Source organism: Mumia zhuanghuii, from assembly GCF_042681565.1.
GTDB lineage: Bacteria > Actinomycetota > Actinomycetes > Propionibacteriales > Nocardioidaceae > Mumia.
Map to the genome: position 1 here is coordinate 646,300 of NZ_JBHUFT010000008.1, position 22,197 is coordinate 668,496.

26 protein-coding genes and 1 tRNA gene are annotated in these 22,197 nt (G+C 71.8%); 20 read left to right on the forward strand and 7 right to left on the reverse strand.

What is annotated here, in order from left to right; translation table 11 throughout:
- The first annotated feature begins 55 nt into the window (after positions 1-55).
- The 10 genes from ACFSDF_RS11475 (at position 56) to ACFSDF_RS11520 (ending at position 8,314) form a co-directional block, all read left to right on the forward strand.
- On the forward strand, positions 56-418 hold the full coding sequence (locus ACFSDF_RS11475) for a hypothetical protein (protein WP_208322497.1): 363 nt from the start codon (positions 56-58) through the stop codon (positions 416-418).
- A 17-nt stretch (positions 419-435) separates the two neighbouring features.
- The gene (locus tag ACFSDF_RS11480) at positions 436-1,695 is read left to right on the forward strand and encodes a glutamate-5-semialdehyde dehydrogenase (RefSeq protein WP_182397152.1); all 1,260 of its coding nucleotides are present in this window, start codon (positions 436-438) and stop codon (positions 1,693-1,695) included.
- A 50-nt stretch (positions 1,696-1,745) separates the two neighbouring features.
- Positions 1,746-1,904: a hypothetical protein gene (locus tag ACFSDF_RS11485; RefSeq protein WP_167007260.1), complete on the forward strand. Its 159-nt coding sequence runs from the start codon at positions 1,746-1,748 to the stop codon at positions 1,902-1,904.
- Positions 1,904-2,578, forward strand: a complete 675-nt coding sequence (nadD, locus tag ACFSDF_RS11490) for a nicotinate-nucleotide adenylyltransferase (RefSeq protein WP_167007721.1) — start codon at positions 1,904-1,906, stop codon at positions 2,576-2,578. Before ACFSDF_RS11485 ends, nadD begins: the two co-directional genes overlap by 1 nt.
- Complete coding sequence (rsfS, locus tag ACFSDF_RS11495; RefSeq protein ID WP_167251976.1) at positions 2,575-3,036, forward strand: ribosome silencing factor; 462 nt, start codon at positions 2,575-2,577, stop codon at positions 3,034-3,036. Before nadD ends, rsfS begins: the two co-directional genes overlap by 4 nt.
- Entirely contained in the window at positions 3,033-3,734 is a 702-nt protein-coding gene (locus tag ACFSDF_RS11500) for a histidine phosphatase family protein (protein ID WP_167007727.1), read from the forward strand. Before rsfS ends, ACFSDF_RS11500 begins: the two co-directional genes overlap by 4 nt.
- Before the next feature lie 38 nt (positions 3,735-3,772).
- Positions 3,773-3,845, forward strand: a tRNA-Ala gene (locus ACFSDF_RS11505).
- A 209-nt stretch (positions 3,846-4,054) separates the two neighbouring features.
- A complete protein-coding gene (locus tag ACFSDF_RS11510) occupies positions 4,055-4,816 on the forward strand; it encodes an MBL fold metallo-hydrolase (RefSeq protein ID WP_377157577.1) in 762 nt (253 codons plus the stop codon).
- Between the two features lie 46 nt (positions 4,817-4,862).
- The gene (locus ACFSDF_RS11515) at positions 4,863-6,929 is read left to right on the forward strand and encodes an ATP-binding protein (RefSeq protein ID WP_377157579.1); all 2,067 of its coding nucleotides are present in this window, start codon (positions 4,863-4,865) and stop codon (positions 6,927-6,929) included.
- A gap of 47 nt (positions 6,930-6,976) precedes the next feature.
- Entirely contained in the window at positions 6,977-8,314 is a 1,338-nt protein-coding gene (locus tag ACFSDF_RS11520) for an NAD(P)/FAD-dependent oxidoreductase (RefSeq protein ID WP_377157581.1), read from the forward strand.
- Positions 8,315-8,325: 11 nt separating this feature from the next.
- Here ACFSDF_RS11520 and ACFSDF_RS11525 read toward each other — a convergent pair whose 3' ends face one another.
- Both ACFSDF_RS11525 and ACFSDF_RS11530 read right to left on the reverse strand, forming a co-directional pair.
- Positions 8,326-9,096, reverse strand: a complete 771-nt coding sequence (locus tag ACFSDF_RS11525; protein ID WP_167007739.1) for an MBL fold metallo-hydrolase — start codon at positions 9,094-9,096, stop codon at positions 8,326-8,328.
- Positions 9,093-10,451 carry a TrpB-like pyridoxal phosphate-dependent enzyme gene (locus ACFSDF_RS11530; RefSeq protein WP_377157583.1) on the reverse strand — a complete coding sequence of 453 codons (1,359 nt, stop codon included), beginning with the start codon at positions 10,449-10,451 and terminating at the stop codon, positions 9,093-9,095. The genes ACFSDF_RS11525 and ACFSDF_RS11530 overlap by 4 nt, the downstream gene beginning before the upstream one ends.
- Before the next feature lie 114 nt (positions 10,452-10,565).
- Here ACFSDF_RS11530 and ACFSDF_RS11535 point away from each other — a divergent pair, with 114 nt between their 5' ends.
- Together ACFSDF_RS11535 and ACFSDF_RS11540 are read left to right on the forward strand one after the other, a co-directional pair.
- Positions 10,566-11,027 carry an SRPBCC family protein gene (locus tag ACFSDF_RS11535; RefSeq protein ID WP_167007744.1) on the forward strand — a complete coding sequence of 154 codons (462 nt, stop codon included), beginning with the start codon at positions 10,566-10,568 and terminating at the stop codon, positions 11,025-11,027.
- Positions 11,024-11,347, forward strand: coding sequence for an ArsR/SmtB family transcription factor (locus ACFSDF_RS11540; protein ID WP_167007746.1), 324 nt, complete (start codon positions 11,024-11,026; stop codon positions 11,345-11,347). Before ACFSDF_RS11535 ends, ACFSDF_RS11540 begins: the two co-directional genes overlap by 4 nt.
- A gap of 42 nt (positions 11,348-11,389) precedes the next feature.
- Here ACFSDF_RS11540 and ACFSDF_RS11545 read toward each other — a convergent pair whose 3' ends face one another.
- Both ACFSDF_RS11545 and ACFSDF_RS11550 read right to left on the reverse strand, forming a co-directional pair.
- Positions 11,390-11,698, reverse strand: a complete 309-nt coding sequence (locus ACFSDF_RS11545) for a TFIIB-type zinc ribbon-containing protein (protein WP_167007748.1) — start codon at positions 11,696-11,698, stop codon at positions 11,390-11,392.
- A 39-nt stretch (positions 11,699-11,737) separates the two neighbouring features.
- On the reverse strand, positions 11,738-11,926 hold the full coding sequence (locus ACFSDF_RS11550) for a hypothetical protein (RefSeq protein ID WP_167007750.1): 189 nt from the start codon (positions 11,924-11,926) through the stop codon (positions 11,738-11,740).
- Positions 11,927-11,971: 45 nt separating this feature from the next.
- Between ACFSDF_RS11550 and ACFSDF_RS11555 the strand changes: the two genes are divergently transcribed.
- Entirely contained in the window at positions 11,972-12,352 is a 381-nt protein-coding gene (locus ACFSDF_RS11555) for a nitroreductase family deazaflavin-dependent oxidoreductase (RefSeq protein ID WP_167007753.1), read from the forward strand.
- A gap of 93 nt (positions 12,353-12,445) precedes the next feature.
- On the forward strand, positions 12,446-12,982 hold the full coding sequence (locus ACFSDF_RS11560) for a DUF3060 domain-containing protein (protein ID WP_167007756.1): 537 nt from the start codon (positions 12,446-12,448) through the stop codon (positions 12,980-12,982).
- Between the two features lie 7 nt (positions 12,983-12,989).
- Here the strand turns inward: ACFSDF_RS11560 and ACFSDF_RS11565 are convergent, their stop codons facing one another.
- Positions 12,990-13,868 carry a LysR family transcriptional regulator ArgP gene (locus ACFSDF_RS11565; RefSeq protein WP_167007759.1) on the reverse strand — a complete coding sequence of 293 codons (879 nt, stop codon included), beginning with the start codon at positions 13,866-13,868 and terminating at the stop codon, positions 12,990-12,992.
- Positions 13,869-13,938: 70 nt separating this feature from the next.
- Between ACFSDF_RS11565 and ACFSDF_RS11570 the strand changes: the two genes are divergently transcribed.
- Both ACFSDF_RS11570 and ACFSDF_RS11575 read left to right on the forward strand, forming a co-directional pair.
- Complete coding sequence (locus tag ACFSDF_RS11570) at positions 13,939-14,559, forward strand: LysE/ArgO family amino acid transporter (protein WP_167007762.1); 621 nt, start codon at positions 13,939-13,941, stop codon at positions 14,557-14,559.
- Between the two features lie 78 nt (positions 14,560-14,637).
- Positions 14,638-16,275, forward strand: a complete 1,638-nt coding sequence (locus ACFSDF_RS11575; protein ID WP_167007765.1) for a serine/threonine-protein kinase — start codon at positions 14,638-14,640, stop codon at positions 16,273-16,275.
- Between the two features lie 12 nt (positions 16,276-16,287).
- On the opposite strand, the gene ACFSDF_RS11580 is transcribed toward ACFSDF_RS11575, so the two are convergent.
- Positions 16,288-16,542: a metal-sensitive transcriptional regulator gene (locus tag ACFSDF_RS11580; protein WP_167007768.1), complete on the reverse strand. Its 255-nt coding sequence runs from the start codon at positions 16,540-16,542 to the stop codon at positions 16,288-16,290.
- A 77-nt stretch (positions 16,543-16,619) separates the two neighbouring features.
- Between ACFSDF_RS11580 and ACFSDF_RS11585 the strand changes: the two genes are divergently transcribed.
- Both ACFSDF_RS11585 and ACFSDF_RS11590 read left to right on the forward strand, forming a co-directional pair.
- Positions 16,620-16,790: a hypothetical protein gene (locus ACFSDF_RS11585; RefSeq protein ID WP_167007771.1), complete on the forward strand. Its 171-nt coding sequence runs from the start codon at positions 16,620-16,622 to the stop codon at positions 16,788-16,790.
- A 5-nt stretch (positions 16,791-16,795) separates the two neighbouring features.
- The gene (locus ACFSDF_RS11590; protein WP_377157590.1) at positions 16,796-18,442 is read left to right on the forward strand and encodes an FAD-dependent oxidoreductase; all 1,647 of its coding nucleotides are present in this window, start codon (positions 16,796-16,798) and stop codon (positions 18,440-18,442) included.
- 181 nt (positions 18,443-18,623) lie between these two features.
- Here the strand turns inward: ACFSDF_RS11590 and ACFSDF_RS11595 are convergent, their stop codons facing one another.
- Positions 18,624-19,124 carry a MarR family winged helix-turn-helix transcriptional regulator gene (locus ACFSDF_RS11595; protein ID WP_167007774.1) on the reverse strand — a complete coding sequence of 167 codons (501 nt, stop codon included), beginning with the start codon at positions 19,122-19,124 and terminating at the stop codon, positions 18,624-18,626.
- A 78-nt stretch (positions 19,125-19,202) separates the two neighbouring features.
- On the opposite strand from ACFSDF_RS11595, the gene ACFSDF_RS11600 reads away from it, so the two are divergent.
- On the forward strand, positions 19,203-21,422 hold the full coding sequence (locus ACFSDF_RS11600; RefSeq protein WP_167007777.1) for an LLM class flavin-dependent oxidoreductase: 2,220 nt from the start codon (positions 19,203-19,205) through the stop codon (positions 21,420-21,422).
- 51 nt (positions 21,423-21,473) lie between these two features.
- The gene (locus tag ACFSDF_RS11605) at positions 21,474-22,001 is read left to right on the forward strand and encodes a Dps family protein (RefSeq protein ID WP_167007780.1); all 528 of its coding nucleotides are present in this window, start codon (positions 21,474-21,476) and stop codon (positions 21,999-22,001) included.
- Positions 22,002-22,197 lie beyond the last annotated feature (196 nt).

Consider the following 22,197-nt stretch of genomic DNA (forward strand, 5'->3'; position numbering starts at 1 on the left):
CCGAACACCTGCCGGATAGGGTGTTCCGCGGACATCCAAAGCCGAGGGAGGGCTCGTGGTCGGCCAGCACAAGCTGTGGCACGTCGCACTGACAGTGGCGGGGGCACCGCACGACGACGACGCCGTACGGACGGCGATGCTGCGCCTGCGTGACGAGCACGCTTTCCTCCACTCGCTGCGCTACGACGTCGACCGAGCCGAGATCTGCTACTGGGAGCAGGCGAGCGAGATGCTCGACGTCGCGGCCATGGCGATGCGCGTGTGGGGGGAGCACCGTGGCTCCGCCGGGCTGCCGCGGTGGGACGTGGTCGGGCTCGAGGTGCTCGACCAGCCGACGTACCACCTACGGACGCCCATGGGCGAGACGTTCGACGACCCCGGCGCGGGGATGGTCGCCCCGACTCCGGTCCACTTCTGAGTCACTATCCTGAAGTCGTGAGCCACGACCTCGAATCCCACGTCCACGCCGCCGCCCGGTCGGCCCGCGCAGCAGCCCTCGATCTGCGTGCGGTCCCACGCGCGGCCAAGGACGCGGCCCTCCACGCGATGGCCGACGCGCTCGTCGCGCACACCGACGAGATCCTCGCTGCCAACGCGACGGACGTGGAGAAGGGGCGCGCCTCTGGGCTCGGCGAGCACCTCATCGACCGGTTGCGTCTCGATGCCGATCGTGTCGCCGCGATGGCACAGGGCACCCGCGACATCGCGGCACTTCCCGACCCGGTCGGTGAGGTCGTCCGGGGATCGACGCTGGCCAACGGGCTCCAGCTTCGCCAGGTACGGGTGCCGATCGGTGTCATCGGGATGATCTACGAGGGTCGCCCGAACGTGACCGCTGACGCGGCCGCGATCTGCCTGAAGGCGGGCAATGCGGTGCTGCTGCGCGGCTCCGGCTCGGCAGCGGCCTCGAACGCTGCGATCACGGCGATCCTCCGTGACGCGGTCGCCTCCGCGGGGCTGCCGGCTGATGCGATTTCGGCGATCGACCCGTCCGACCGCTCGAGCTCGACGGCGCTCCTTCGGGCACGTGGACTCGTCGACCTCGTGATCCCGCGAGGGGGAGCGGGCCTGATCCAGACGGTCGTCCGGGAGTCCCTGGTGCCGGTGATCGAGACGGGGACCGGCAACGTCCACGTCTACGTCGATGCCGAGGCCGACCTCGACATGGCGCTCGAGATCGTCGTCAACGCCAAGACGCAGCGCACGAGCGTCTGCAACGCGGCGGAGTCGCTCCTGGTGCACAAGGCGGTCGCCGACGAGTTCTTGCCGAGGGTCGTCGCCGCCCTTCTGGAGCGGGAGGTCACCATCCACGGCGATGCCGCGTTCCTCGCGGCCGACGAGGCGGTCGTGACGGCGACGGACGACGACTACGCGACCGAATACCTCTCGCTCGACATCGCGGCCCGCGTCGTCGACTCGTTCGAGGATGCGGTCGCCCACATCCGGACGTACTCGTCGGGCCACACCGAGGCGATCGTCACGCGCTCGCTGGCGACGGCCCAGCGGTTCACCGCGGCGGTGGACGCCGCCGCGATCATGATCAACGCGTCCACGCGCTTCACGGACGGCGGTGAGCTGGGCATGGGTGCCGAGATCGGCATCTCCACCCAGAAGCTCCACGCGCGGGGCCCGATGGGTCTGCCCGAGATGACCACGACCACCTTCGTCGTCACAGGTGACGGCCACGTGCGCTGAGCCCGGGGTCGTTCGTACGCGCAGCAGGCTCGGACGGTAGATTGGCGCTCATGTCGTTCACCGGATCCGTCTTCACCGACCTCCTGGCGCAGAGCGCCGAGCAGGAGGAAGCCCTGTCGCCGTACGTCGTCAGCGGTGCGGTGCTCCTTCTCTTCGTCCTCCTCCTCGTCGGGCTCTTCGCCTTCGGCAAGGGGCGCGAGCACTCCTGATGAGCCTGCCGCTCGAGGCCGGCCGGCGCCCCCGCGTGGGGGTGATGGGTGGGACGTTCGACCCCATCCATCACGGTCACCTCGTGGCGGGATCGGAGGTCCAGTCGTGGTTCGGACTCGACGAGGTCGTGTTCGTCCCGACGGGTGAGCCGTGGCAGAAGGCCGACCGCAAGGTCTCGCCCGGCGAGGACCGCTACTTGATGACGGTCATCGCCACCGCCTCCAACCCGAAGTTCTGGGTGAGTCGTGTCGACATCGACCGCTCGGGGCCGACGTACACGATCGACACCCTGCGCGACCTCCGCGCCCACTACGGCGGCGAGGTCGACCTCTACTTCATCACCGGCGCCGACGCCCTCGCGCAGATCCTCACCTGGCGCGACACCGAGGAGATGTTTGACCTCGCGCACTTCGTGGGGTGCACCCGTCCTGGGCACGTCATCGACATGAAGACGCTCGACGCCCTGCCCAAGGACCGGGTCACCATCGTCGAGATCCCCGCTCTGGCGATCTCCTCGACCGACTGCCGGGAGCGGGTCGGTGGGGGCGAGCCCGTCTGGTATCTGGTCCCTGACGGCGTCGTCCAGTACATCGCTAAGCACCGCCTCTACGTGGACGCCACCGGGGCGACCACTCCTCGCAAATCTCACCACCCGAACGGGAGACAGCCGTGACCGCATCGCCGCGTGCGCTGGAGCTGACGCAGGTGGCGGCAGCTGCCGCCGCCGACAAGCTCGCGCACGAGATCATCGCCTTCGACGTTTCTGAGCACCTCGTCATCACCGACGTGTTCGTGATCGCGTCGGCGTCCAACGACCGCCAGGTGCGTGCGGTGGTCGACGCCGTGCAGGAGAAGCTGCTCGAGCACGGCGCGAAGGTCGTCCGTCGTGAGGGCGAGCGTGAGGGGCGCTGGGTCCTGCTCGACTACGCCGACATCGTGGTGCACGTCCAGCACGACGAAGACCGCTCGTTCTACGCGCTCGAGCGGCTATGGGGCGACTGCCCGGCGATCCCGCTGTCCGGCCTCGGCGATGCCGCCGGCAAGGCACCTGCGACGTCGCAGGCCGTACGAGAGGGCGAGGACACCGACGGCGTGCCGTTGGCCGGCGAGCCGCCGGTCGCCGACGCATGAGTCGGCGGGTCATCGTCTGGCGCCACGGTCAGACCGACTGGAACCTCGCAGGTCGCCTGCAGGGCCAGACGGACACGATGCTCAACGCGACCGGGCGCGCGCAGGCCGCAGAGATGGCGTCGCGGCTTGCCGTGCTCAACCCGACGCGCATCGTCAGCTCGGACCTGCAGCGGGCGAGCGCGACCGCCGCGGCGCTCTCGAGGATCGTCGACGTGCCTGTGGAGACCGACGTCCGGCTCCGCGAGGTCGCCTTCGGCGAACGTGAGGGGCTGACGCGCCACGAGATCCACGCGCGCTACCCCGACCTCGAGGCGCGTTTCCGACGCGGCGAGGAGATCGTGTCGCCCGGTGGCGAGTCGCACGCCGACGCGGCCGAGCGGTTCGGCGCAGCGCTGCGCGAGCTGATCGCCGTCATGGACAAGGACGAGACGGTGGTCGTCGTCGCCCACGGCGCCGTCATCCGGGTCGGCGTGTGCGCCTTCGTGGGCCTCCCGCAGGAGCACTGGCGCTCGTTCGGCGGCTTCAGCAACGGCTGCTGGGCGGTGCTCCAGGAGGGCTTCGGGCGGTGGCAGGTCACCGAGTGGAACGCCGGCAACCTCCCGGTCCCGGAGATGAGCGACGACGCCGATGCCTCGGACGACGGGGCTCGTACCCGGGAGGGGGACCCCGATTTCGGTTCCCGTGGAGCGACCCGCTAAGATCGAGTCTGCTCGCTGAGTGAAAAACTGCTCAGCGCGGGGCTATGGCGCAGTTGGTAGCGCGCTTCCATGGCATGGAAGAGGTCCGGGGTTCGAATCCCCGTAGCTCCACCGATCACAGACCCTGTCCGCCAGACACCGGCGGACAGGGTCTTGTCGTTTCTGCCTCGATCCTCCCTCCGAGCCGAACAAAGTGCACCCTCGCGGGCGAGGTGATCGGCGGCGCCTTGATGTCCAGCCCCACGGCGACGACGTGGCCGCAGTGGCGGACCTGCCTCCGTCACCCTTCGCGAAGAGCGGCTGAGTCGTAGAGTGCGCAGGTGAGCGGGCTCGCGGTGACCTGGTGGGGGCACTCGACCACGACGGTCGAGCTGGGGGCGACCCGAGTGCTCACCGATCCTGTCTTTGTGGACCGCTTCGTCCATCTGCGTCGCCACGCGACCTCGCCGACGGACGAGGCGACGGCCGCTGACCTCGTGCTGGTCTCGCACCTCCACATGGACCACTTCCACCTGCCGTCGCTGCGCCGGCTCGCCGCGGGCACGCCGGTCGTCGTCCCCGCCGGCAGTCGCGATCTCCTCGCCCGTACCGGGCTCGACGTCCTTGAGGCGAGCCCGGGGGACCGGCTCACCGTCGCCGGCGTGCGTGTCGAGGTGTCGGCGGCCGACCACCCCGCGACTCGCCATCGATGGTCGCGCAAGGCCGCGCAGCCCGTCGGGTTCCGGGTCGAGGGCGCGGGGCGGTCGCTGTGGTTTCCCGGCGACACGGGCCCGGCCACGGACGTCTCCGACGTGAGGCCGGTCGATCTCGCGCTCGTCCCGGTGGGCGGGTGGGGGCCGACGCTCGGCGACGATCACGTCGGCCCCGCCGACGCAGCAGACCTCGTACGACGCGTCGGCGCGCGGTGGGCGGTCCCCGTGCACTGGGGGACGTTCTGGCCACTCGGGATGGGACGGGTCGCGCCAGGTGTCCGCCGGCAGCTCTTCGAGACACCGGGCGAGCGGTTCCTCGATGCCGTCGACGAGGACGAGGTGCGCGGCGTGCTCGCCGAGCACGGCCGCCGGATCGCGCTCGACCGCTGACCGCTGATGGGCGGAGAACGCGGCTCGCCCGTGCGACGATGACGTCGTGACCGGTACGGCACGCGACCTGTTCGACCGCGCTCGTCGGCACGCACTGGTCGGTCGTGACGACGAGCTGGCGGCCCTGCGCGCCTTCCTGGACGACGACAGCCGGATGCTGGCGTACCTGCACGGACCCGGCGGGGTGGGCAAGTCCGTGCTGCTCGATGCGGTCGTCACGGACGCGATCACCGCCGGGCGAACGGTCGTCAGCCTCGACTGCGCTGACCTGGACCCGGGATCTGTCGGGTTCAGGGAGCGGCTGAGCGAGACGTGCGGGTTGACGGACGGCTCCGCGGGCGACCCCGAGTCCGTCCTCGCGATCGATCGCTTCGAGCTCGCCGAGCAGACGGCGGGCTGGTTCTGGCGCTCCTTCGTCCCCGCTCTTCCCGCGGGTGCGCACGTCCTCCTCGCGGGGCGGCGACCTCCTCCGGCCTCGTGGCGTACGGACCCTGCCTTCGCCGCGTACGGCCTAGTCGTCCCGGTCCGGAACCTCGACCCCGAGGCGGCCGCGGCACTGGTGCGGTCACGAGGCGTGAGCGACGAGGAGACCGCCGCGGGAGTGGTCCGTGACAGCCGGGGCCATCCGCTGGCGATCGTCGTCGCGACCGACGCGCGCACGGGCGCGAGCAGCGCGGCCGGCACGAGCCCGCTGCGCTCCGACCCGGACGTGACCGCAGCGCTCCTCGGCCGGTTCCTCGACGAGGGCGTCACCCCGCTCCAGCGGGCCGCGCTGCACGTCTGCGGCCACGCTCGACGGGTGGACCGAGGCATGCTGCGCGAGGTCCTCGCGCAGGACGACGGCGACGCGGACGGGTTGCTGGAGTGGCTTCGGGAACGCCCGTACGCGGAGTCGCACCCCGACGGTCTGACCCTCCACGAGGTCGTGCGCGACGCGCTCGACAGGGACCTCCGGTGGCGTGACCGAGACGCGTTCGTGGACCTCCACCGCCGGATCCGCGCTGTCATCGTGGAGCGGATGAGCCGGCCGGAGGGCGCGGACCAGGACCGCCTCGCCGCCGATCTCCTGCACCTTCACCGCGGGAACCCTGAGGCGCAGGACCTGTACGCGTTCGACGACCTGGGCGCACTGATGGCGCGTCCGCTCGCGTCGGGCGATCTCGAGTGGGTCGTGGACGCGTTCGCCGCTGAGGCACGCGCGAGCGTGGCGGCGTACTGGCTGCGCGAGCAGCCCGAGGCGTGGACGGTGTTCGAGGACGCCACTGGCCGGCGCAGCGGCGTCTGCCTGGCCGTACGCCTCGACCGGGCTGCTCCCGACGTCGCGGACCACGACGTCGTCACGGGCTGGGCGCTCGCCGCGCTCGCCCAGCGTCGTCCGCCCGAGCCGGGGGAGGCGGTGATCCATCAGATCGGGCTCGACGCCACGGCCCCCGGGCGCATCGGGCCCGTGTCCGACCAGGTGGCGGCGCAGTCGCTGCGAGGATGGCGTCTCAGGGACCTCGGTTGGGTCGTCGTGTCGAGCGCCCACGAGTCGGCCTGGGCGCCGGTGTGGACGTACATCGGCTTCGAACGGTTCGGTGCGTGCGAGGTCGACGGTCGCGAGGTGGGCGTGTGGGCGCGTGACTTCGCCCGCAGCCCGTACGAGGACTGGCTGGAAGGGCTGGGCGCTCGCGAACTCGACGACACCGGCGCCATCCCGCCCCCTGTCGCCCCCGCGGTGGCACTCTCGCGTGCCGACTTCCGCCACGCGGTGCGGGCACTCCTCAAGGACCTCACGGACGCCCCTCGGCTCCGAACCAACCCGCTCGTGGGCTCGCGCCTGGTCACGTCGGGTGAGGATCCGACGGCGACGCTCGTCGCGCGGGTCCGTGACGCCGTCGCGGTGCTCGCCCGGCGTCCACGCTCGGAGGTCGCCGTACGGGCGCTGGACCGCACCTTCCTGCGGCCCGCCGGGTCCCAGGAGAGGGCGGCCGAGGTGCTGGGCCTGCCGTTCAGCACCTACCGCCGGCACCTCGCCGCCGGCATCGACCGCCTCGACGAGATCCTGTGGGACTGGGAGCTGCACGGACCGCCGAGCGGGCAGGAGCTGGACAGAGAACGGTCTGGAGAGTGAGCACCTGACGGCCCGAGGCTGAGGAGGTCCGGATCCAGGAGGTTCCCATGTCCACCACCCCAGCACGTCTCGGCACCGTGGTCGTCATCGGCGGGAGCATCGCGGGACTGCTCGCGGCGGCGGCCGTCTCTCGGCACGCCGACCGCGTCGTCGTCCTCGAGCGCGACGTCCTCCCTGACACACCCGCGCCGCGGCCCGGCACCCCACAGGCGATCCACACGCACGGACTCCTCCCTTCCGGGCGGTTCGCGATGGACGCGCTGCTCCCGGGCTTCACGGACGCGCTGGTCGAGGCTGGTGCACATGCCGACGGGGACGTCGGCATCGTGGGGCGCTGGTGGGTCGGAGGCGGGCTCGTCGCCGAGTGCGAGACCGGGGCCGGCGGCGTCGCCGTCTCCCGGCTCCTCCTCGAGCACACCCTCCGTTCCCGTGTCGCCGCGCTCCCGACCATCGAGATCCGCACCGCCACGGATGTCGCACGGCTGACGGCGCACGACGGCCGGGTCACCGGTGTCGTCGCACGCGACCGCGACGCTGACCCCGCGGAGCGGGTGATCGAGTCGGATCTGGTCGTCGACGCGACCGGCCGCGCGGGACGGGCGCACCGGTGGTTGCCCGCGATCGGCGCCACGCCTCCGGACGAGGAACGGATCGAGATCGGCATCCGGTACGTGACGACCCACGTGAAGGTGCTCGACCGCGACGTCGCAGACCGCAGGTTCGTGATCTCCGCCGCCACGCCCGAGGTGCCTCGGGGCGCGGTCGCGATCCGGCAGGAGGACGCCACGTGGACGCTGACGCTGTTCGCGTACGGCGACGAGCCTGTGCCGCTCGACGCCGACGGGCTCCGGCGCGCCGCCGAGAACGTGGTCGCGGCGGAGGTCGCCACCCTGCTCGACGACCGCGAACCCCTGCACGACGCCTTCGCCTATCGGTTCCCCGACTGCCGACGGCGTGCCTTCGAGCGCCTTCGCGACCTGCCCTTCGGGTACGCCGCGGTGGGCGACGCGATCTGCAGCCTCGACCCGACCTTCGGGCACGGGATGAGCCTCGCCGCGATGCAGGCCGTCGCGCTCGGTCGCGCGGTCGGCTCGGGTGGCCTCGACGAGGTGCGCGCCCGATACCCCCGGGAGGCGGCACGGATCGTCGACGGCGCGTGGACGATCGTCAGGGGAGCCGATCTGCAGCTGCCGGGAGTCGTGGGGACACAAACGCGTGCGGACGTGCTGATCGGGCGGTACGTCCGCCGGCTGCAGCGGGTGGCCCGCCGCGATCCGGTCGTCGCGGCCGCCCTCCTGCGGGTGACGGCGCTCGTCGCTCGACCGGAGAGCCTGCTGGCACCCCACGTCGCCGCGCGGGTGCTCGCGTCGCGCGGCGCGCGCTGACGGCCCGTCGCTCAGCGGCCGAACCGTCGTACGGCCTCGTCGTGCTCGTCGCGAAGCCAGTCCGCGGCGCCGGCGAGTCGGGGGTCCGTCGACGCGCCAGAACGGAGGTCTGCAAGGTAGGCGCGGTCGGCGGTGATCCGTCGTACGAGCGCGTCGTGGTCGCCGACGGTGCCGTGCCCGGGCACGACGATCGAGACGTCGGGCGCTGTCGTCTCGAACATCGCCAGCGCCGCCGCGTAGTCGTCCCACGGGTCGGCCGCCTCGAGGTCGAGCAGCGGCGGCTCGACGTCCGACAGCATGTCACCCGCCAGCAGGACGCCGACGTCCTCGACGAGCAGCGCTGCGTGCCCGACGGCGTGCGCGCGGTGCTCCAGCACCCGGCACCGGCGCCCCGTCCAGGGGAGCGTGGTCGCGCCAGGCGCGAGCGCGGTCACGCGGCTCAGGCCGCTCGGGTCGACACCCGCGAGCGCTTCTCGCGCCTTGCCGGCGTTGTCGCCCTCGACCGCGCGGGCCCGCTGCGCCCCGCGCGCCGTCGCCCACCGTGGGGCGTCGCCGAGCGCGGGTCGCCACAGGAGGTGGTCCCAGTGCGGGTGGGTGGAGAACGCCCCGGTGACCGTGAGCTCGCGTGACGCGAGCTCCGCGGCCAGGGCGTCGATCTCGGACGCCGTGACCGCCGGGTCGACGACAAGGCACTCCCTCCCGTCGGCCCCGACGACCACGGTGGTGGTCGTGGTGCAGAACGGGTGGGTCGCGACGAGGACGCCGGGAGCGACCTCGATCATCCGACGGAGGGGACGGCCGCCAGGGACGCGGCGAGCGCCTCGTCGCTCAGCGGGTCGTCCTCGAGCCGCCCGTGGAGGTAGGAGTCGTACGCGCCGAGCTCGAGCAGCCCGTGGCCCGACAGGCCGATGACGATGACCGGCTCCTCGCCCGACTCAGCCGCGGCGAGCGCCGCGCGACGGGCCTGCGCGAGCGCGTGCGAGGACTCAGGCGCCGCGACGATGCCCTCCGTACGGGCGAACTCGATCGCGGTCTCGAAGCACTCGCTCTGGTGGAGCGCGACCGCCTCGATCAGCCCCTCGTGCGCGACGTGCGAGACCAGCGGAGCCATCGCGTGGTAGCGCAGCCCGCCGGCGTGGATGGTGGACGGCACGAAGTCGTGGCCGAGCGTGTACATCTTCATCAGCGGCGTCATGCCGCCGGTGTCACCGAAGTCGTACCGGTACTCGCCGCGCGTGAGCGTCGGGCACGAGGACGGCTCGACGGCGACGATACGCGGCTGCTGGCGTCCGGCGAGCTTCTCGCGCAGGAACGGGAAGGCGAGCCCGGCGAAGTTGGAGCCGCCGCCCGCGCAGCCGATGACGAGATCGGCCCCGGACTCGCCAGCCTTCGCGAGCTGGAGCACCGCCTCTTCCCCGATCACCGTCTGGTGCAGGAGGACGTGGTTGAGGACCGAGCCGAGGGCGTACTTGGTGCCGTCGTCCTGCGCCGCGAGCTCGACGGCCTCGGTGATCGCGATGCCGAGCGAGCCGGGGTGGTCGGTGGGGAAGCCCTTGCCAAACTCGGTCAGCGTGCTCGGCGACCGGTGCACCTTGCCGCCGAAGACCTCGATGAGCGTGCGGCGCTGCGGCTTGGTGTCGTACGAGGCGCCGACCTGCCACACCTCGCACTCGAGCCCGAACAGCGCGCACGCGTACGACAGCGCCGTGCCCCACTGCCCGGCGCCGGTCTCGGTGGTGAGCCGGGTGATGCCGTTCTGGGCGTTGTAGTAGACCTGCGGGACGGACGTGTTCGTCTTGTGGGAGCCGGCCGGCGAGACACCCTCGTACTTGTAGTAGATCCGCGCGGACGTGCCGAGCTTCTGCTCCCAGCGGCGGGCGCGGACCAGGGGCGACGGGCGGTACTGGCGGTAGATGTCGCGGACGGCCTCGGGGATCTCGACGTAGCGCTCGGTGGTGACCTCCTGAGCGATCAGCTCGGGCGGGAAGAGCGGAGCCAGGTCGTCGGGCCCGACGGGCTCGTGCGTGGCCGGGTGGAGCGGCGGGGGCGGCGGCGTGGGGAGGTCGGCGACGATGTTGTACCAGTGGGTCGGCATCTCCGACTCGTCGAGCGTGAAGCGGATGCGGTCGTCGGTCATCGTTCCTCCTGCGTCGGGTGTCGCGCCAGCGTAGCGAGCGGTACTTGCGTCGGCGTGGGATGAGATGCAACTCTAGGGTTGCATGTTGGCAGATGACGCGAAGGGCGGCAGCAGATGGACGCGCACGACAGGATCGACAAGCGGCGGGAGATCGACGCATCGGCCCAGGAGGTGTGGGACCTGGTCTCGATCCCCGGCTGGTACATCAACGACGGCACGGCATACGTCGAGCACGAGATCGAGTACGAGGGCGACGTGGCGCTCGTCCGCGACCCGCAGCATGGAGTCTTCGCGTTCCGTACGGTCGCGCTGGAACCGCCTCGGTACGCGGCGTTCCGTTGGATCGCCGACCACACTGCGGCCGAGCCCGACGACGAGTCGACCCTGGTCGAGTTCTGGATCGACGAGCGCCCCGGCGGAGTGACGCTGCGAGTGGCCGAGAGCGGATTCGCCTCGCTCAGCGGCTCGGAGGACGAGCGGCGGGCCAAGCTGGCCGAGAACGCAGAGGGCTGGGAGATTGAGCTCGTCGTCGCACGGGACCACCTCACCGTCAGCGCTGTCACCGGCGACGCGTGAGCGCACCGACATCACCCGCACCGGTATTCGCCGCGCTCGGCGACGCGACGCGCTGGCGGATCCTCGTACGGCTCGGGCAGCGGGGCGCCTCGGCGTCGGCGCTCGCGGCCGAGCTCCCGATCTCACGCCAGGCCGTCGTGAAGCACCTCGAGGTCCTGCGCGCAGTGGGGCTCGTGACCTCCGAGCGACGCGGACGCGAGGTGGTCTTCCGTCCGCTCGGCGGCCCCCTCAGCGCGCTCGGACGGGACCTCCAGCGCCAAGCAGCGGCATGGGACCGGCGGCTCGCGACGCTCGCGGAGAAGGCCGAGCGGGACGAGTGACCGAGTGACCGTACGCCGACTCGTCCCACCCCACATCGGACCTCAGTCGAAGAGGTCGGAGAGCCAGTTCTCCTTCTTCTTCTTCTTGTACGAGCGGTCGTCGTAACGGCGGTCGTCGCGGCGCTCCTCGTACCGCGGCTGCTGGTATGACTGCTGCGGCCGCTCCTGGTAGGTCGGGGCGGGCGCCGGCGCTGCTGCAGGTGCGGGCGCTGCCTGCGTCCCGGCGCGGTCGATGATCTTGTCGAGCTCACCGCGGTCCAGCCAGACGCCGCGGCACTCGGGGCAGTAGTCGATCTCGATCCCGCTGCGCTCGCTCATCACGAGGGTGGTGTCGTCGTTGGGGCATCTCATGGGTCAATCCTGCGGGGTCCGAGGTCCGCAGCCAAGCCCTCAGCCTTCTGTCCAACCCCTCGCGACGTGCGCAAGGAACGCCGGGTCGTCGGACGTCAGCCTGTCGACCTCCTCGCCGCCGTCGCAGCGGCACAGCGCAACGGTGGCGCGCCTCGCTGTCCGACTGACCACGCTCCACGTCCCGCCGGCACGCACCCAGCGCTCCAGCACCTCGAGATCGTCGGACATCTCCCCATCATGGCGCGTGAGCGTGGCGCATGGCACCGTACGAGGATGCCGATCCCCAAGAGCGCGGGACGCCTCAACCGGGCGGGCCCCAACCGGCTCATCGTTCACGTCGCGCCGTGGATGCCTGGGTTCGGCGTCGTGAGCCACCGCGGCCGCCGGTCGGGACGGACGTTCCGCACGCCCGTCGCGGTCTTCCGACGTGGCGACGAGATCGCGTTCGCGCTCGTGTACGGAGCTGAGACCGACTGGGTGCGCAACGTGCGCGCGGCCGGCGGGGCGACCGTACGGACACGGGGTCGGGATCTCCGTTTCACCCACCCTCGGCTGGTCCACGACCCGGACCGGACTCGTGCCCCCGCACCGGTGCGGCTCGCCCTCGCCGCGCTCGGGGTTGAGGACTTCCTCGTCTGCGACGCCGCGGGATGACGGTTAGCGTGCAGGGGAGACCGGCCACGGGGGTGGCGCCGAGCGCAGGGGGTCTACATGCATCGCTCAACGAGACGTCGTAGAACCTCGGTGGTGGTGCTGTTCGCGTGCGCGGCTGTCCTCGGCGCGTGCGGCGAGGCGGCCGACGACGACCCGGATCCGACCGTGTCGACCCCGGCCGAGATGTCGCCGACCACCGAGGGATCAGCCACGCCGACGGACGGCACGTCCACTGCGACGCCCCGCAGGGTGACGGTGGGCAAGGGGCAGGAGCACCGGATCACGACCGCCGAACCGGCGCTCGTGGCGTGTGACGGCGGCGGCGAGGTGAAGGTGCTCGCTGCTGCCACGGTCACCGCCACCGGCCCGTGCGGCGAGATCGACGTCGACACCGACGGCGCTACTGTCACGTTCGAGACGGTCCGCGACCTTGGGGTCGACGGCTCCGACAACACGATCACCGGGGTGCGGACCCTCGAGCTCGACGTCGGTGGCAGCCGCAACGAGATCATGATCAAGCAGCTGCGGGCCGTCGACGTCGAAGGCTCTAACAACACGATCCTGCACGGGTCCGCGCTGACCCCGCGAGTCGACGACGAGGGGCAGGGCAACACCATCGGCGAGGGCTGAGCCGGCGTCAGCGCAGGTGCTGTCGCGCACCCTCGCGCACCGCATCGGACAGAAGGGTCAGCGCGGGGGAGTCGAGCTGGTACTGATGCCAGTGGAGCCGTACGTCGATCCTCCCGCGCTCACCGATCTCGCGCACCGCGTCCGACTCCTCGAGCGGGCCGGACTGGAGGTCGGGGAGCATGCCCCAGCCGATCCCGAGGGCGATCGACTCACGGAACGCCTCGGACCCGGGGACGTAGTGGCGGGGCGGGTCCACGCGGCGGCGCGTGACGCGGCGGACGAGTCGCTGCTGCAGCTCGTCGTCCCTGTCGAACTCGACCACGGGTGCCCGCGCGAGCGCGTCCGGTGTCAGGCCGTCGGGGAACCAGCGGGCGGCGAACGACGGAGCCGCCATTGCCCGGTAGCGCATCGTCCCGAGCACGCTCACCGAGCAGCCGGGGACCCGGTCGCCCACGGCGCTGACGGCTGCCATCGCCGAGCCGTCCCGCATCCGGGCAAGGGCGTAGCGTTCGTCCTCGCGCTGCACGTCGAGGAGCACCCGGTCGGCGACGCCCGCGACGGAGGGGAGGAACCAGGTCGCCAGCGAGTCGGCGTTCACGACCACCGGCACAGCGACGGGGACGCCGTCGCCGCTGACGGGGGTGAGCTCGCGGATGAGCAGGTCGACCTGCCGGGCGAGGCGAAGGACCTCTGCCCCCTGCTCGGTGACGGTCACAGGTCGCGTCCGGCGTACGAGGACCCGGCCGGTGGCGGCCTCGAGCGCCTTCATCCGCTGGCTCACCGCAGACGGTGTGATCCGCAGGTGGGACGCGGCGGCCTCGAAGCTGCCCTCGGAGACGACCGCAGCGAGGGTACGGAGCTGGTCCAGGGCCAGATCGCCTCTCATAAAGCTCTCCTTCATCGGATGAAGAAAGATTAGCTGGAATCAGCACGTGGAGGCGCCTAGCGTCGTGTCTGTGAACGACACCGACACGCTTGCCGCGCTGCTCGCCGGCCTTGCCACGGGCCTGTCCCTGATCGTGGCGATCGGGGCGCAGAACGCGTTCGTCCTGCGTCAGGGGCTGCGCCAGGAAGGCGTCGGCGCGGTCGTGCTGGTCTGTGCCGCGTCGGACGTCGTACTGATCCTCGCCGGTGTCGCCGGGGTCGGCGCGCTGCTCGAGCGGGCGCCGGGGCTGGTCGAGGTGGCGCGCTGGGCCGGCGCGGCGTTCCTGGTCGCGTACGGGCTGATGGCGGCGCGACGGGCCGTCGTCGGCGGGCGGCTGGCCGTCGACGACCGAGGCACACGGAGGTCCCTCTGGCCGGTGGTCGCGACGGCACTCGCGCTGACGTGGCTCAACCCGCACGTCTACCTCGACACCGTGCTCCTCCTCGGCTCCGTCGCGGGTTCGTACGGCGACGCGCGGTGGGCTTTCGCGGGCGGCGCGGTGGTGGCGAGCATGGCGTGGTTCGCCGGCCTGGGGTACGGAGCACGGGTGTTGAGGCCGGTGTTCGCCCGGCCTGCAGCGTGGCGGGTGCTCGACGCCGCGGTGGCGGTCGTGATGCTCGCGATTGCGGCGCGGCTCACGTTTGGCGGGTGACGGCGGGCATGCCGCGGGTGTCGAACCGGACTCGTTGTTAGGCTTCCGAGACGACCAGTCGTAGCGGAAGGGGCCTCCGTGTCGGCATCAGACGGCGCATCGCCGACTCGTGCGCTCCCTCTGGCGCGCCCAGAAGTCCCCCAGGCGGGGCCGTACACGCTCCACACCCTGCTGGGTTCGGGCGGCTTCGGAGCGGTCTACGTCGCGAGCACCCAGGGCGGCCCGCGGGTCGCGGTGAAGGTGCTCACCTTCGAGGGACGCGGGGCACGCGAGCGCTTCGCGGAAGAGGCGCGGCTGCTCCACGAGCTCGGTGGGCGCGGGTTCCCCGCGTACGTCACGGGCGATCTCACCCCTGCCCGGCCGTGGTTCGCGATGGAGCTGCTCGAGGGCATCACGATCGACGAGGCTGTCCGCCATGCGGGGCCGATGGCGGTCCCTACGGTCGCCGCGGTCGCGCTCGACCTCGGGCGCTCGCTCCACCGGCTGCACGGCCTCGGCTTCGTGCACCGCGACATCAAGCCCGCCAACGCCGTCCTCGCGGGCCGCCGCGCGACCCTCATCGACGTGGGCATCGCTAAGGGGGAGCACGGGCTCGATCTCACCACGACCGGCGAGATGATCGGCTCCGCCGCGTGGGCCGCTCCCGAGCGCCTGCTCGGTGATCGCGCCACGCCGGCAAGCGACGTGTACGGGCTCGGGCTGTTGGTCGCCTACGCCTCGGCGGGGCGACGTCCGTTCCCGAGCGGCGACGACGCCCGGACGGTCGCGGCGGTCGTCGACGGCCGACTCGACCTCGCTGGGGTACCCGATGCCTTGCGCGACCTGGTCGTGCGGATGACGGCGCGCGAGCCTGCCGACCGTCCGACCATGCCGCAGGCAGCAGCCTCGCTCGCCGACCTCGCGCGTGACGAGCCGAGGTCCGACCAGGCGCCGCGCAGCGAGGCGCCACGTCGACCTGCGCCTGCGCCCGTCCCCGCACCTGCACCGGTCCCCACCCCTGCGCCCGTTCCCACCCCGCCACCGGCCACCGCGGACACCACACCGACCAAGGCCGCACCCGCTCCTCGGCCGCAGCCCGTTCCCACAGGTGCCGAGGAGGCCCTCCAGCGGCTGGCGGGCAACTCGAGTCTCGCGGCTTCTCTGCGGGTGGCGCACGAGCGAGGCTACGACCGCGCGGCGGTCGCGATCGTCGCGCGTGCCCAGCGGCGTTCCCACCGGCGCGCGGTGAAGGCGCTCGACCCGGCGCGCGTGAAGGCGACAGTGTGGCGCGCGCACGGCTGGTACGACGACCAGCACGCGGCGCGACGTCGCTTCGTCGACACCGACGAGGGATGGGCCAAGGAGCGTGCGCTCATCCGGCGCGGCTGGTGGCTGGACAAGGCCGCCGGTTTCACGGCGATGCTCGGCATCCTGCTCGTGGTCGCCGCCGGTGCGAGCACGGACGGCTCCGGGGCGAGGGCTCCGTTCGCGTGGCTCGACTCGATCTTGCCGTTCGTCGCCGTGCGTGACGGGCGCGGGCTCGCCTGGGATCTCCTCCTGGTGCTGATCGCGGTGGGGGCACTGCTCTTCGCGGGCGTGAAGTGGTCGGGTGAGGCGCGGCTCGCGCGGGGCCAAGGGGCGCCGCAGAGCATCCGGATCGGCCCGTCGCTGCTCGCCGCGGCGTACGCCGTGGTCGCCGTCGCGATGGTGCTCACCGTCCTCGGCTTCTTGTCCTGACCTCGCCCGGCGTCAGGCCAGGGACAAGAACACTCGCTCGAGCTTCTCGGCGTCGGCCTCTTCGCCGGCGGCGAGGCACTCCTTGAGGCCTGAGGCGACCAGGGCGAACCCCGCCCGGTCGAGAGCCTTGCTCACCGCGGCGAGCTGCGTCACGACGTCCTCGCAGTCACGCTCCTCCTCGAGCATGCGCAGGACGCCGGCCAGCTGCCCCTGCGCGCGCCGCAGGCGGTTGACGACGGGCTGGGTGGCTTCGGTGGAGAGCTGCATGCCTTGAACGATACCCCCCGGGGTGTAGGCTCGCACGCAGTCGACCGATACCCCCCTGGGTATCCGAGGAGGATCAGATGTGCCGAGCAGTCACGTGCCGTACGTGTGGCAAGACGACGTGGGCCGGGTGCGGCCAGCACGTCGCGACGGTGATGGGGCCCGTCCCGAAGGCTGATCGGTGCACCTGCGACCGGGCGGCCGCCAAGCCACGCTCGCTGGCGAGCTGGCTCCCGTTCGGGCGGCGGTGAGCGCTGTGGAGCCGCGTTGCACGATCGTCGTCGGTGGCGTCGCCGCGGGGATGTCCGCCGCGACGCGCCTGCGCCGGAACGACGAGCACCGCCGCGTCGTGGTGCTCGAACGAGGTGCCCACGTGTCTTTCGCCAACTGTGGGCTTCCCTACCACGTGGGTGGCGTGATCGAGAAGCGCGACGACCTGCTGCTCCAGACCCCCACGTCGCTGGCGGCACGCTTCGGTCTCGACGTGCGGACCCGGCACGAGGTCGTCACGATCGACCGCGATCGCCGCACGGTCGTCGTCCGCGCGTTCGACGAGGACCGCGAGTACGAGGAGTCGTACGACGAGCTCGTCCTCGCCACGGGGGCCCGTGCCGTACGGCCGCCGATCCCCGGTGCCGAGCGCGCCCACACGCTGCGCGACCTCGACGACATGGACGCGATCCTCGCCGTGCTCGATGGGTCGTCGGTGGCCGTGGCCCGCTCCGTGGTCGTCGTGGGTGCCGGGTTCATCGGGATCGAGCTCGCCGAGAACCTCACCCGTCGCGGGCTCGGCGTCGCCCTCGTCGAGCGCGAGGCCCAGGTGCTCCCGCCGCTCGACGTCGAGATGGCAGGACTTGTCGACGCGCGACTGCGGGCGCACGGGGTCGACGTGCGGACCAGCGCCGGCGTGGCCCGCATCGACGCCGACGAGGTTGTGCTCGACGACGGGACGCGGCTGGCGGCCGACCTCGTGGTGACCGCCGTCGGAGTGGTGCCCGAGTCCGGCCTGGCCGAGCGTGCCGGCCTCGCTGTCGGTGAGGGTGGGGGCGTCGAGGTGGACCCGCAGCAGCGGACCAGCGACCCCGCGATCTTCGCCGTCGGCGACGTCGCCGTGAAGCGCGATGCTCTGAACGGCCAGGCGACCCTCGTCCCGCTCGCGCAGACCGCCAACCGTCAGGGGCGCCTGGTCGCCGACGTCATCGCGGGACGCGACGTCGTCGCGCCACCCGTGCTCGGGACCGCCGTCGTCGGTGCCTTTGGCATGACCGCGGCGACGGTCGGGTGGAGCGAGAAGCGCGTACGCGCAGCGGGGCGTCCAGTCCGCGTGATCCACACCCATCCGAGCGACCACGCCGGCTACTACCCGGGGGCGCGTGCGATCGCGCTCAAGCTCCTCGTCGATCCCCGTACGGACGCGATCCTCGGCGCGCAGGGCGTGGGGGAGGCGGGCGTCGACAAGCGCATCGACGTCATCGCGACGGCGATGCGCGGTGGTCTGCGTGCGAGTGACCTCGCCGACCTCGAGCTCGCGTACGCGCCGCAGTACGGATCCGCGAAGGACCCGGTCAACATGCTCGGCATGGTCGCCGACAACCTCGCGGCGGGCTTCACCGACACGGTGCAGTGGCACGAGGTCGACGAGGTGGCGCGCTCCGGCGCGACGGTCATCGACGTGCGGACGCCGGAGGAGTACGCGTCCGGGACGCTGCCCGATGCCGTCAACGTTCCCTTGGACGAGCTGCGTCACCGGCACCAGGAGCTGCCTGAGGGGCGTCTCGTCGTCACGTGCGCGGTTGGGCAGCGCGGGCACACCGCGACGCGGCTGTTGCGCCAGCTCGGGCGCGAGGACGTCGCCAACCTCGACGGCGGCTACCGGACGTGGAAGCAGGCGGTCGGCGTCTGAGCGCATGGGCGGGCGATGTCGACCGGACGGGAGGGAGCACGCGCGCCAGCGCCGCCCCCGAGGTCCGTGAGATTCCGGACGGGCCTGGGACATCGCGTGGATCGACTCCGGATGGCGCTCTACAGATCCGGCCTCTCCGGTGCTGCACTTCACGCGTGAGCGCTGAGGTCGGCGGAGGTCCTCAGTCGTCCTCGGCGAGGGCAGCCCGGCAGTGTGGGTCCTCCTCGGTGGCGCGCGCGAGACGAGCGGCGAGAAGCTCAGCGGTCTGCGCGAGCACGTCGACACGGTCGGTGCCGAGCGTGTCGAGGACCAGGGTGCGCAGCGACTCCTCCCGTATGGCGCGGGCGCGGGCCGCGGCCTGGCGGCCCGCCTGCGTGATCACGACGTCGGCGCTGCGGCCGTCGGCGGCACAGGTCTCTCGGGCGAGCAGGCCCCGCTGCTCCATGCGGCGCGCCTGGTGGGACAACCGGCTCTTCTCCCACTCGAGCGCGAGTCGTAGGTCGCGTGAGCGCATCCGGCCGTCCGGCGCCTCGACGAGCGCCTCGAGAACGATGTAGTCCGCATCGGACAGTCCCGTCTCGCGGGTGATCTCGCGGGCGAGGTGGCGTACGAGACGCTCGTGCGTCGACGCGTACGCGCGCCAGGCGTCCAGGCTCGTCGAGGTCGTGCTCGTGGCGGTCACGCGTCCAGCCTAGCCGTTGGTTGATGTATCATCCACAGCCGAGTAAGGTTGATCCATCAACCTAGACGGAGGACCTTCATGCCCGACTACGGCCACGACCTGAGATTCGGCACGTTCCTCACGCCCCAGAACGCCGCGCCCGACCAGGTCGTCGCACTGGCGCAGCTCAGCGAGGAGCTCGGGTACGACCTCGTGACCTTCCAGGACCACCCGTACCAGCCCGCGTTCCTCGACACGTGGACGCTCCTCAGCTATGTCGCCGCGCGAACCACCCGCGTGCACCTGGCGCCGAACGTCCTCAACCTTCCGCTCCGCAACCCTGCGGTGATCGCCCGTTCCGTCGCGAGCCTCGACCTCTTGTCCGGCGGCAGGATCGACCTCGGTCTCGGCGCCGGAGCGTTCTGGGAGGCCATCGAGGCGATGGGCGGTCCGAAGCTGACGCCCGGGCAGAGCGTGGCGGCGCTCGCCGAGGCGCTCGACGTGATCCGCGGGATCTGGGCCGTCGACCAGCGCGGCGGCCTGTTCGTCCCAGGTGAGTTCCACTCCGCGACCGGCGCCAAGCGTGGCCCGGCACCTGCTCACGACGTGCCGATCTGGCTCGGCGCCTACAAGCCGCGGATGCTGCGGCTGATCGGCGAGAAGGCCGACGGGTGGCTGCCGAGCCTGAGCTATCTGCAGCCTGGCGACCTCGCGCGAGGCAACGCGGTGATCGACGAGGCGGCCCTCGCCGCGGGACGCGAGCCCCGAGACGTCCGGCGGCTGCTCAACGTCCTCGGTGGGCAGGAGATTCGGCGCCCGGAGGAGTGGCTCGACCAGCTGCTCCCGCTGGCGCTCGAGGACGGCATCAGCACCTTCATCCTCGGCACCGATGACCCACGCAGGATGCAGGAGTTCGCTGAGGAGGTGATCCCCGCGCTGCGCGAGGAGGTCGCTGCCGAACGGGTGGACGCGCCGGGGACCGCCATGGGCGGGCGGAGTGCGCGCGCCCTGTCTCGCCGCGCTCCGGGGATCGACTACGACGCGATCCCGCCGTCGCTGGCTGCCGACGCGGTCGAGCCCGCCGACCCGACGTACGGGCGTGTGCGCCACAGCTACGTCCACCGGGGCAGTCCGGGGCTCGTGCTCCGGCCGGCCGACACCGCGCAGGTCGCCGAGGCTGTCGCGTACGCCCGGCGCCAGCAGGTGCCTTTCGTCGCCCGCAGCGGCGGCCACGGCATTGGCGGGTCGTCGACCAACGACGGCGGGATCGTGGTGGATCTCGGACGGCTGAAGACCGTGGAGGTTCTCGACCGCGCGCGCCGGATCGTCCGGCTCGGCGTCGGCCTGCGATGGCGCGAGGTCGCCCGAGAGCTCGCGCCGTATGGGCTCGCGATCAGCTCGGGCGACTCCGGCGACGTCGGTGTCGGCGGCCTCGCGACGTCCGGGGGCATCGGGCTGCTCGCGCGCTCGTACGGGCTCACCGTCGATCACGTCGTCAGCGCTGACGTCGTGCTCGCAGACGGCACGGTCGTCCGCGCCGACGCCGACCACCACCCGGACCTGCTGTGGGCCGTGCGCGGCGGTGGCGAGTACGTCGGGGTCGTGACCAGTCTCGACATCGAGGCCATGGAGCTCTCCGACGTCGTGCTCGCGGTGATCGTGCATGAGGTGGACGACACGGCCGACTACCTCGCCCGGCTGGGCTCGCTGACCGAGTCGACGTCCCGCCTGCTCACCCCGTTCACGACCGTGTTCCCGGCCGGTGACAGCCAGACGTACGCGCGGATCATGCTGGTGTGGGCCGGCGACGACACCGAGACGGCAGTCGGATCGATCGAGCCGTTCCTCCACCTCGCGCCGGTCGTGCAGCAGCAGGCGCAGGTCGCGCCGTACAAGGGCATCATCGGCTCGACCGGCGACCCGACGGCGGGCCACGTGCAGCCGCCGACCCGGTCGGCGCTCGTGGCGCACCTCGACGACGAGGTCGTCCAAAAGGCGGGGCGGATGATGGACGACGGTCGCTTGCAGATGATGCAGGTGCGTGCCTTCCCCGGCGCGGCCGGTGACGTCACCGCCGAGGCGACCGCGTTCGCGCACCGCGACCGGGCGTACAGCGTGCTGGTGGTCGCCGCGGGCGACGACTCCGTCGACGCGGAGTGGGACGGGGTCGTCGACGCGCTCTACGGCAACTTCGAAACCGTCCTCACACCCGAGACGACCGCGAAGACCTTCCCCCCGGCGACGCTGGCACGCCTGCGCGAGGTCAAGGCGAACTACGACCCGGACGGTGTGCTCGGTCGCACATCGCTCGGTGATTGAGCGGGGGCGCCCTGGGCACCGTCCAGGTGAGTCGAAAGAAGGAGGAGCTCCATGAGCAAGACGATGAAGAGCGACAAGCACCCTACGGTCGAGGCGCCCTACCGGGCTTCGAAGCAGATGGCCGACCACCTCCAGCAGATCCACGTCGAGCTGATCGATCTCCACCTGATCGGCAAGCAGGCGCACTGGAACGTCGTCGGCAAGAACTTCCGCGACCTCCATCTCCAGCTCGACGAGATCGTCGACGCAGCGCGGGGATTCAGCGACGACGTCGCCGAGCGGATGCGCGCCATCTCCATCACGCCGGACGGACGTGCCGCGACGGTCGCCGAGCGCAGCAGCCTGCCGGACTACCCGTCCGACGAGGTCGACACGGCCGAGACCGTCGATCTCGTGACCAGTGCGCTGCACGCCGTGGCGGCGACCGCACGGCGGATCCACGACGACGTCGACGAGGAGGACCCGACGACGGCGGACTTACTGCACGCGATCCTCGAGCGGGTCGAGCAGCTCGCCTGGATGGTCGGAGCGGAGAACCGCATCGCCAACCGCAGCATCCCGCGACCGATCCACGAGTAGCGCGGACGCTGCCGCGGTGAGCGACGTCCGCCACGGGTGGGCGCGCCTTTTCGGCGTGGCTCACTGATGGTCGACGTGGCTCACCACGGCCGTACGGAGGCGGTGGCCGACTCCGATGCCCAACCGGCGTTGCCCAGGCTGGCGTGGCAAACCCCGGGCGGGCGCGACGATGGCCGGTCCCGACGGGGACCGGCCA

Excerpts from the sequence above, each read along its gene's own strand:
- ACFSDF_RS11485 (WP_167007260.1), top strand. The coding sequence starts at position 1,746 with ATGTCGTTCACCGGATCCGTCTTCACCGACCTCCTGGCGCAGAGCGCC.
- nadD (WP_167007721.1), top strand. The coding sequence starts at position 1,904 with ATGAGCCTGCCGCTCGAGGCCGGCCGGCGCCCCCGCGTGGGGGTGATG.
- ACFSDF_RS11500 (WP_167007727.1), top strand. The coding sequence starts at position 3,033 with ATGAGTCGGCGGGTCATCGTCTGGCGCCACGGTCAGACCGACTGGAAC.
- ACFSDF_RS11520 (WP_377157581.1), top strand. The coding sequence starts at position 6,977 with ATGTCCACCACCCCAGCACGTCTCGGCACCGTGGTCGTCATCGGCGGG.
- ACFSDF_RS11525 (WP_167007739.1), bottom strand. The coding sequence starts at position 9,096 with ATGATCGAGGTCGCTCCCGGCGTCCTCGTCGCGACCCACCCGTTCTGC.
- ACFSDF_RS11530 (WP_377157583.1), bottom strand. The coding sequence starts at position 10,451 with ATGACCGACGACCGCATCCGCTTCACGCTCGACGAGTCGGAGATGCCG.
- ACFSDF_RS11535 (WP_167007744.1), top strand. The coding sequence starts at position 10,566 with ATGGACGCGCACGACAGGATCGACAAGCGGCGGGAGATCGACGCATCG.
- ACFSDF_RS11545 (WP_167007748.1), bottom strand. The coding sequence starts at position 11,698 with ATGAGATGCCCCAACGACGACACCACCCTCGTGATGAGCGAGCGCAGC.
- ACFSDF_RS11550 (WP_167007750.1), bottom strand. The coding sequence starts at position 11,926 with ATGTCCGACGATCTCGAGGTGCTGGAGCGCTGGGTGCGTGCCGGCGGG.
- ACFSDF_RS11555 (WP_167007753.1), top strand. The coding sequence starts at position 11,972 with ATGCCGATCCCCAAGAGCGCGGGACGCCTCAACCGGGCGGGCCCCAAC.
- ACFSDF_RS11565 (WP_167007759.1), bottom strand. The coding sequence starts at position 13,868 with ATGAGAGGCGATCTGGCCCTGGACCAGCTCCGTACCCTCGCTGCGGTC.
- ACFSDF_RS11580 (WP_167007768.1), bottom strand. The coding sequence starts at position 16,542 with ATGCAGCTCTCCACCGAAGCCACCCAGCCCGTCGTCAACCGCCTGCGG.
- ACFSDF_RS11585 (WP_167007771.1), top strand. The coding sequence starts at position 16,620 with ATGTGCCGAGCAGTCACGTGCCGTACGTGTGGCAAGACGACGTGGGCC.
- ACFSDF_RS11600 (WP_167007777.1), top strand. The coding sequence starts at position 19,203 with ATGCCCGACTACGGCCACGACCTGAGATTCGGCACGTTCCTCACGCCC.
- ACFSDF_RS11605 (WP_167007780.1), top strand. The coding sequence starts at position 21,474 with ATGAGCAAGACGATGAAGAGCGACAAGCACCCTACGGTCGAGGCGCCC.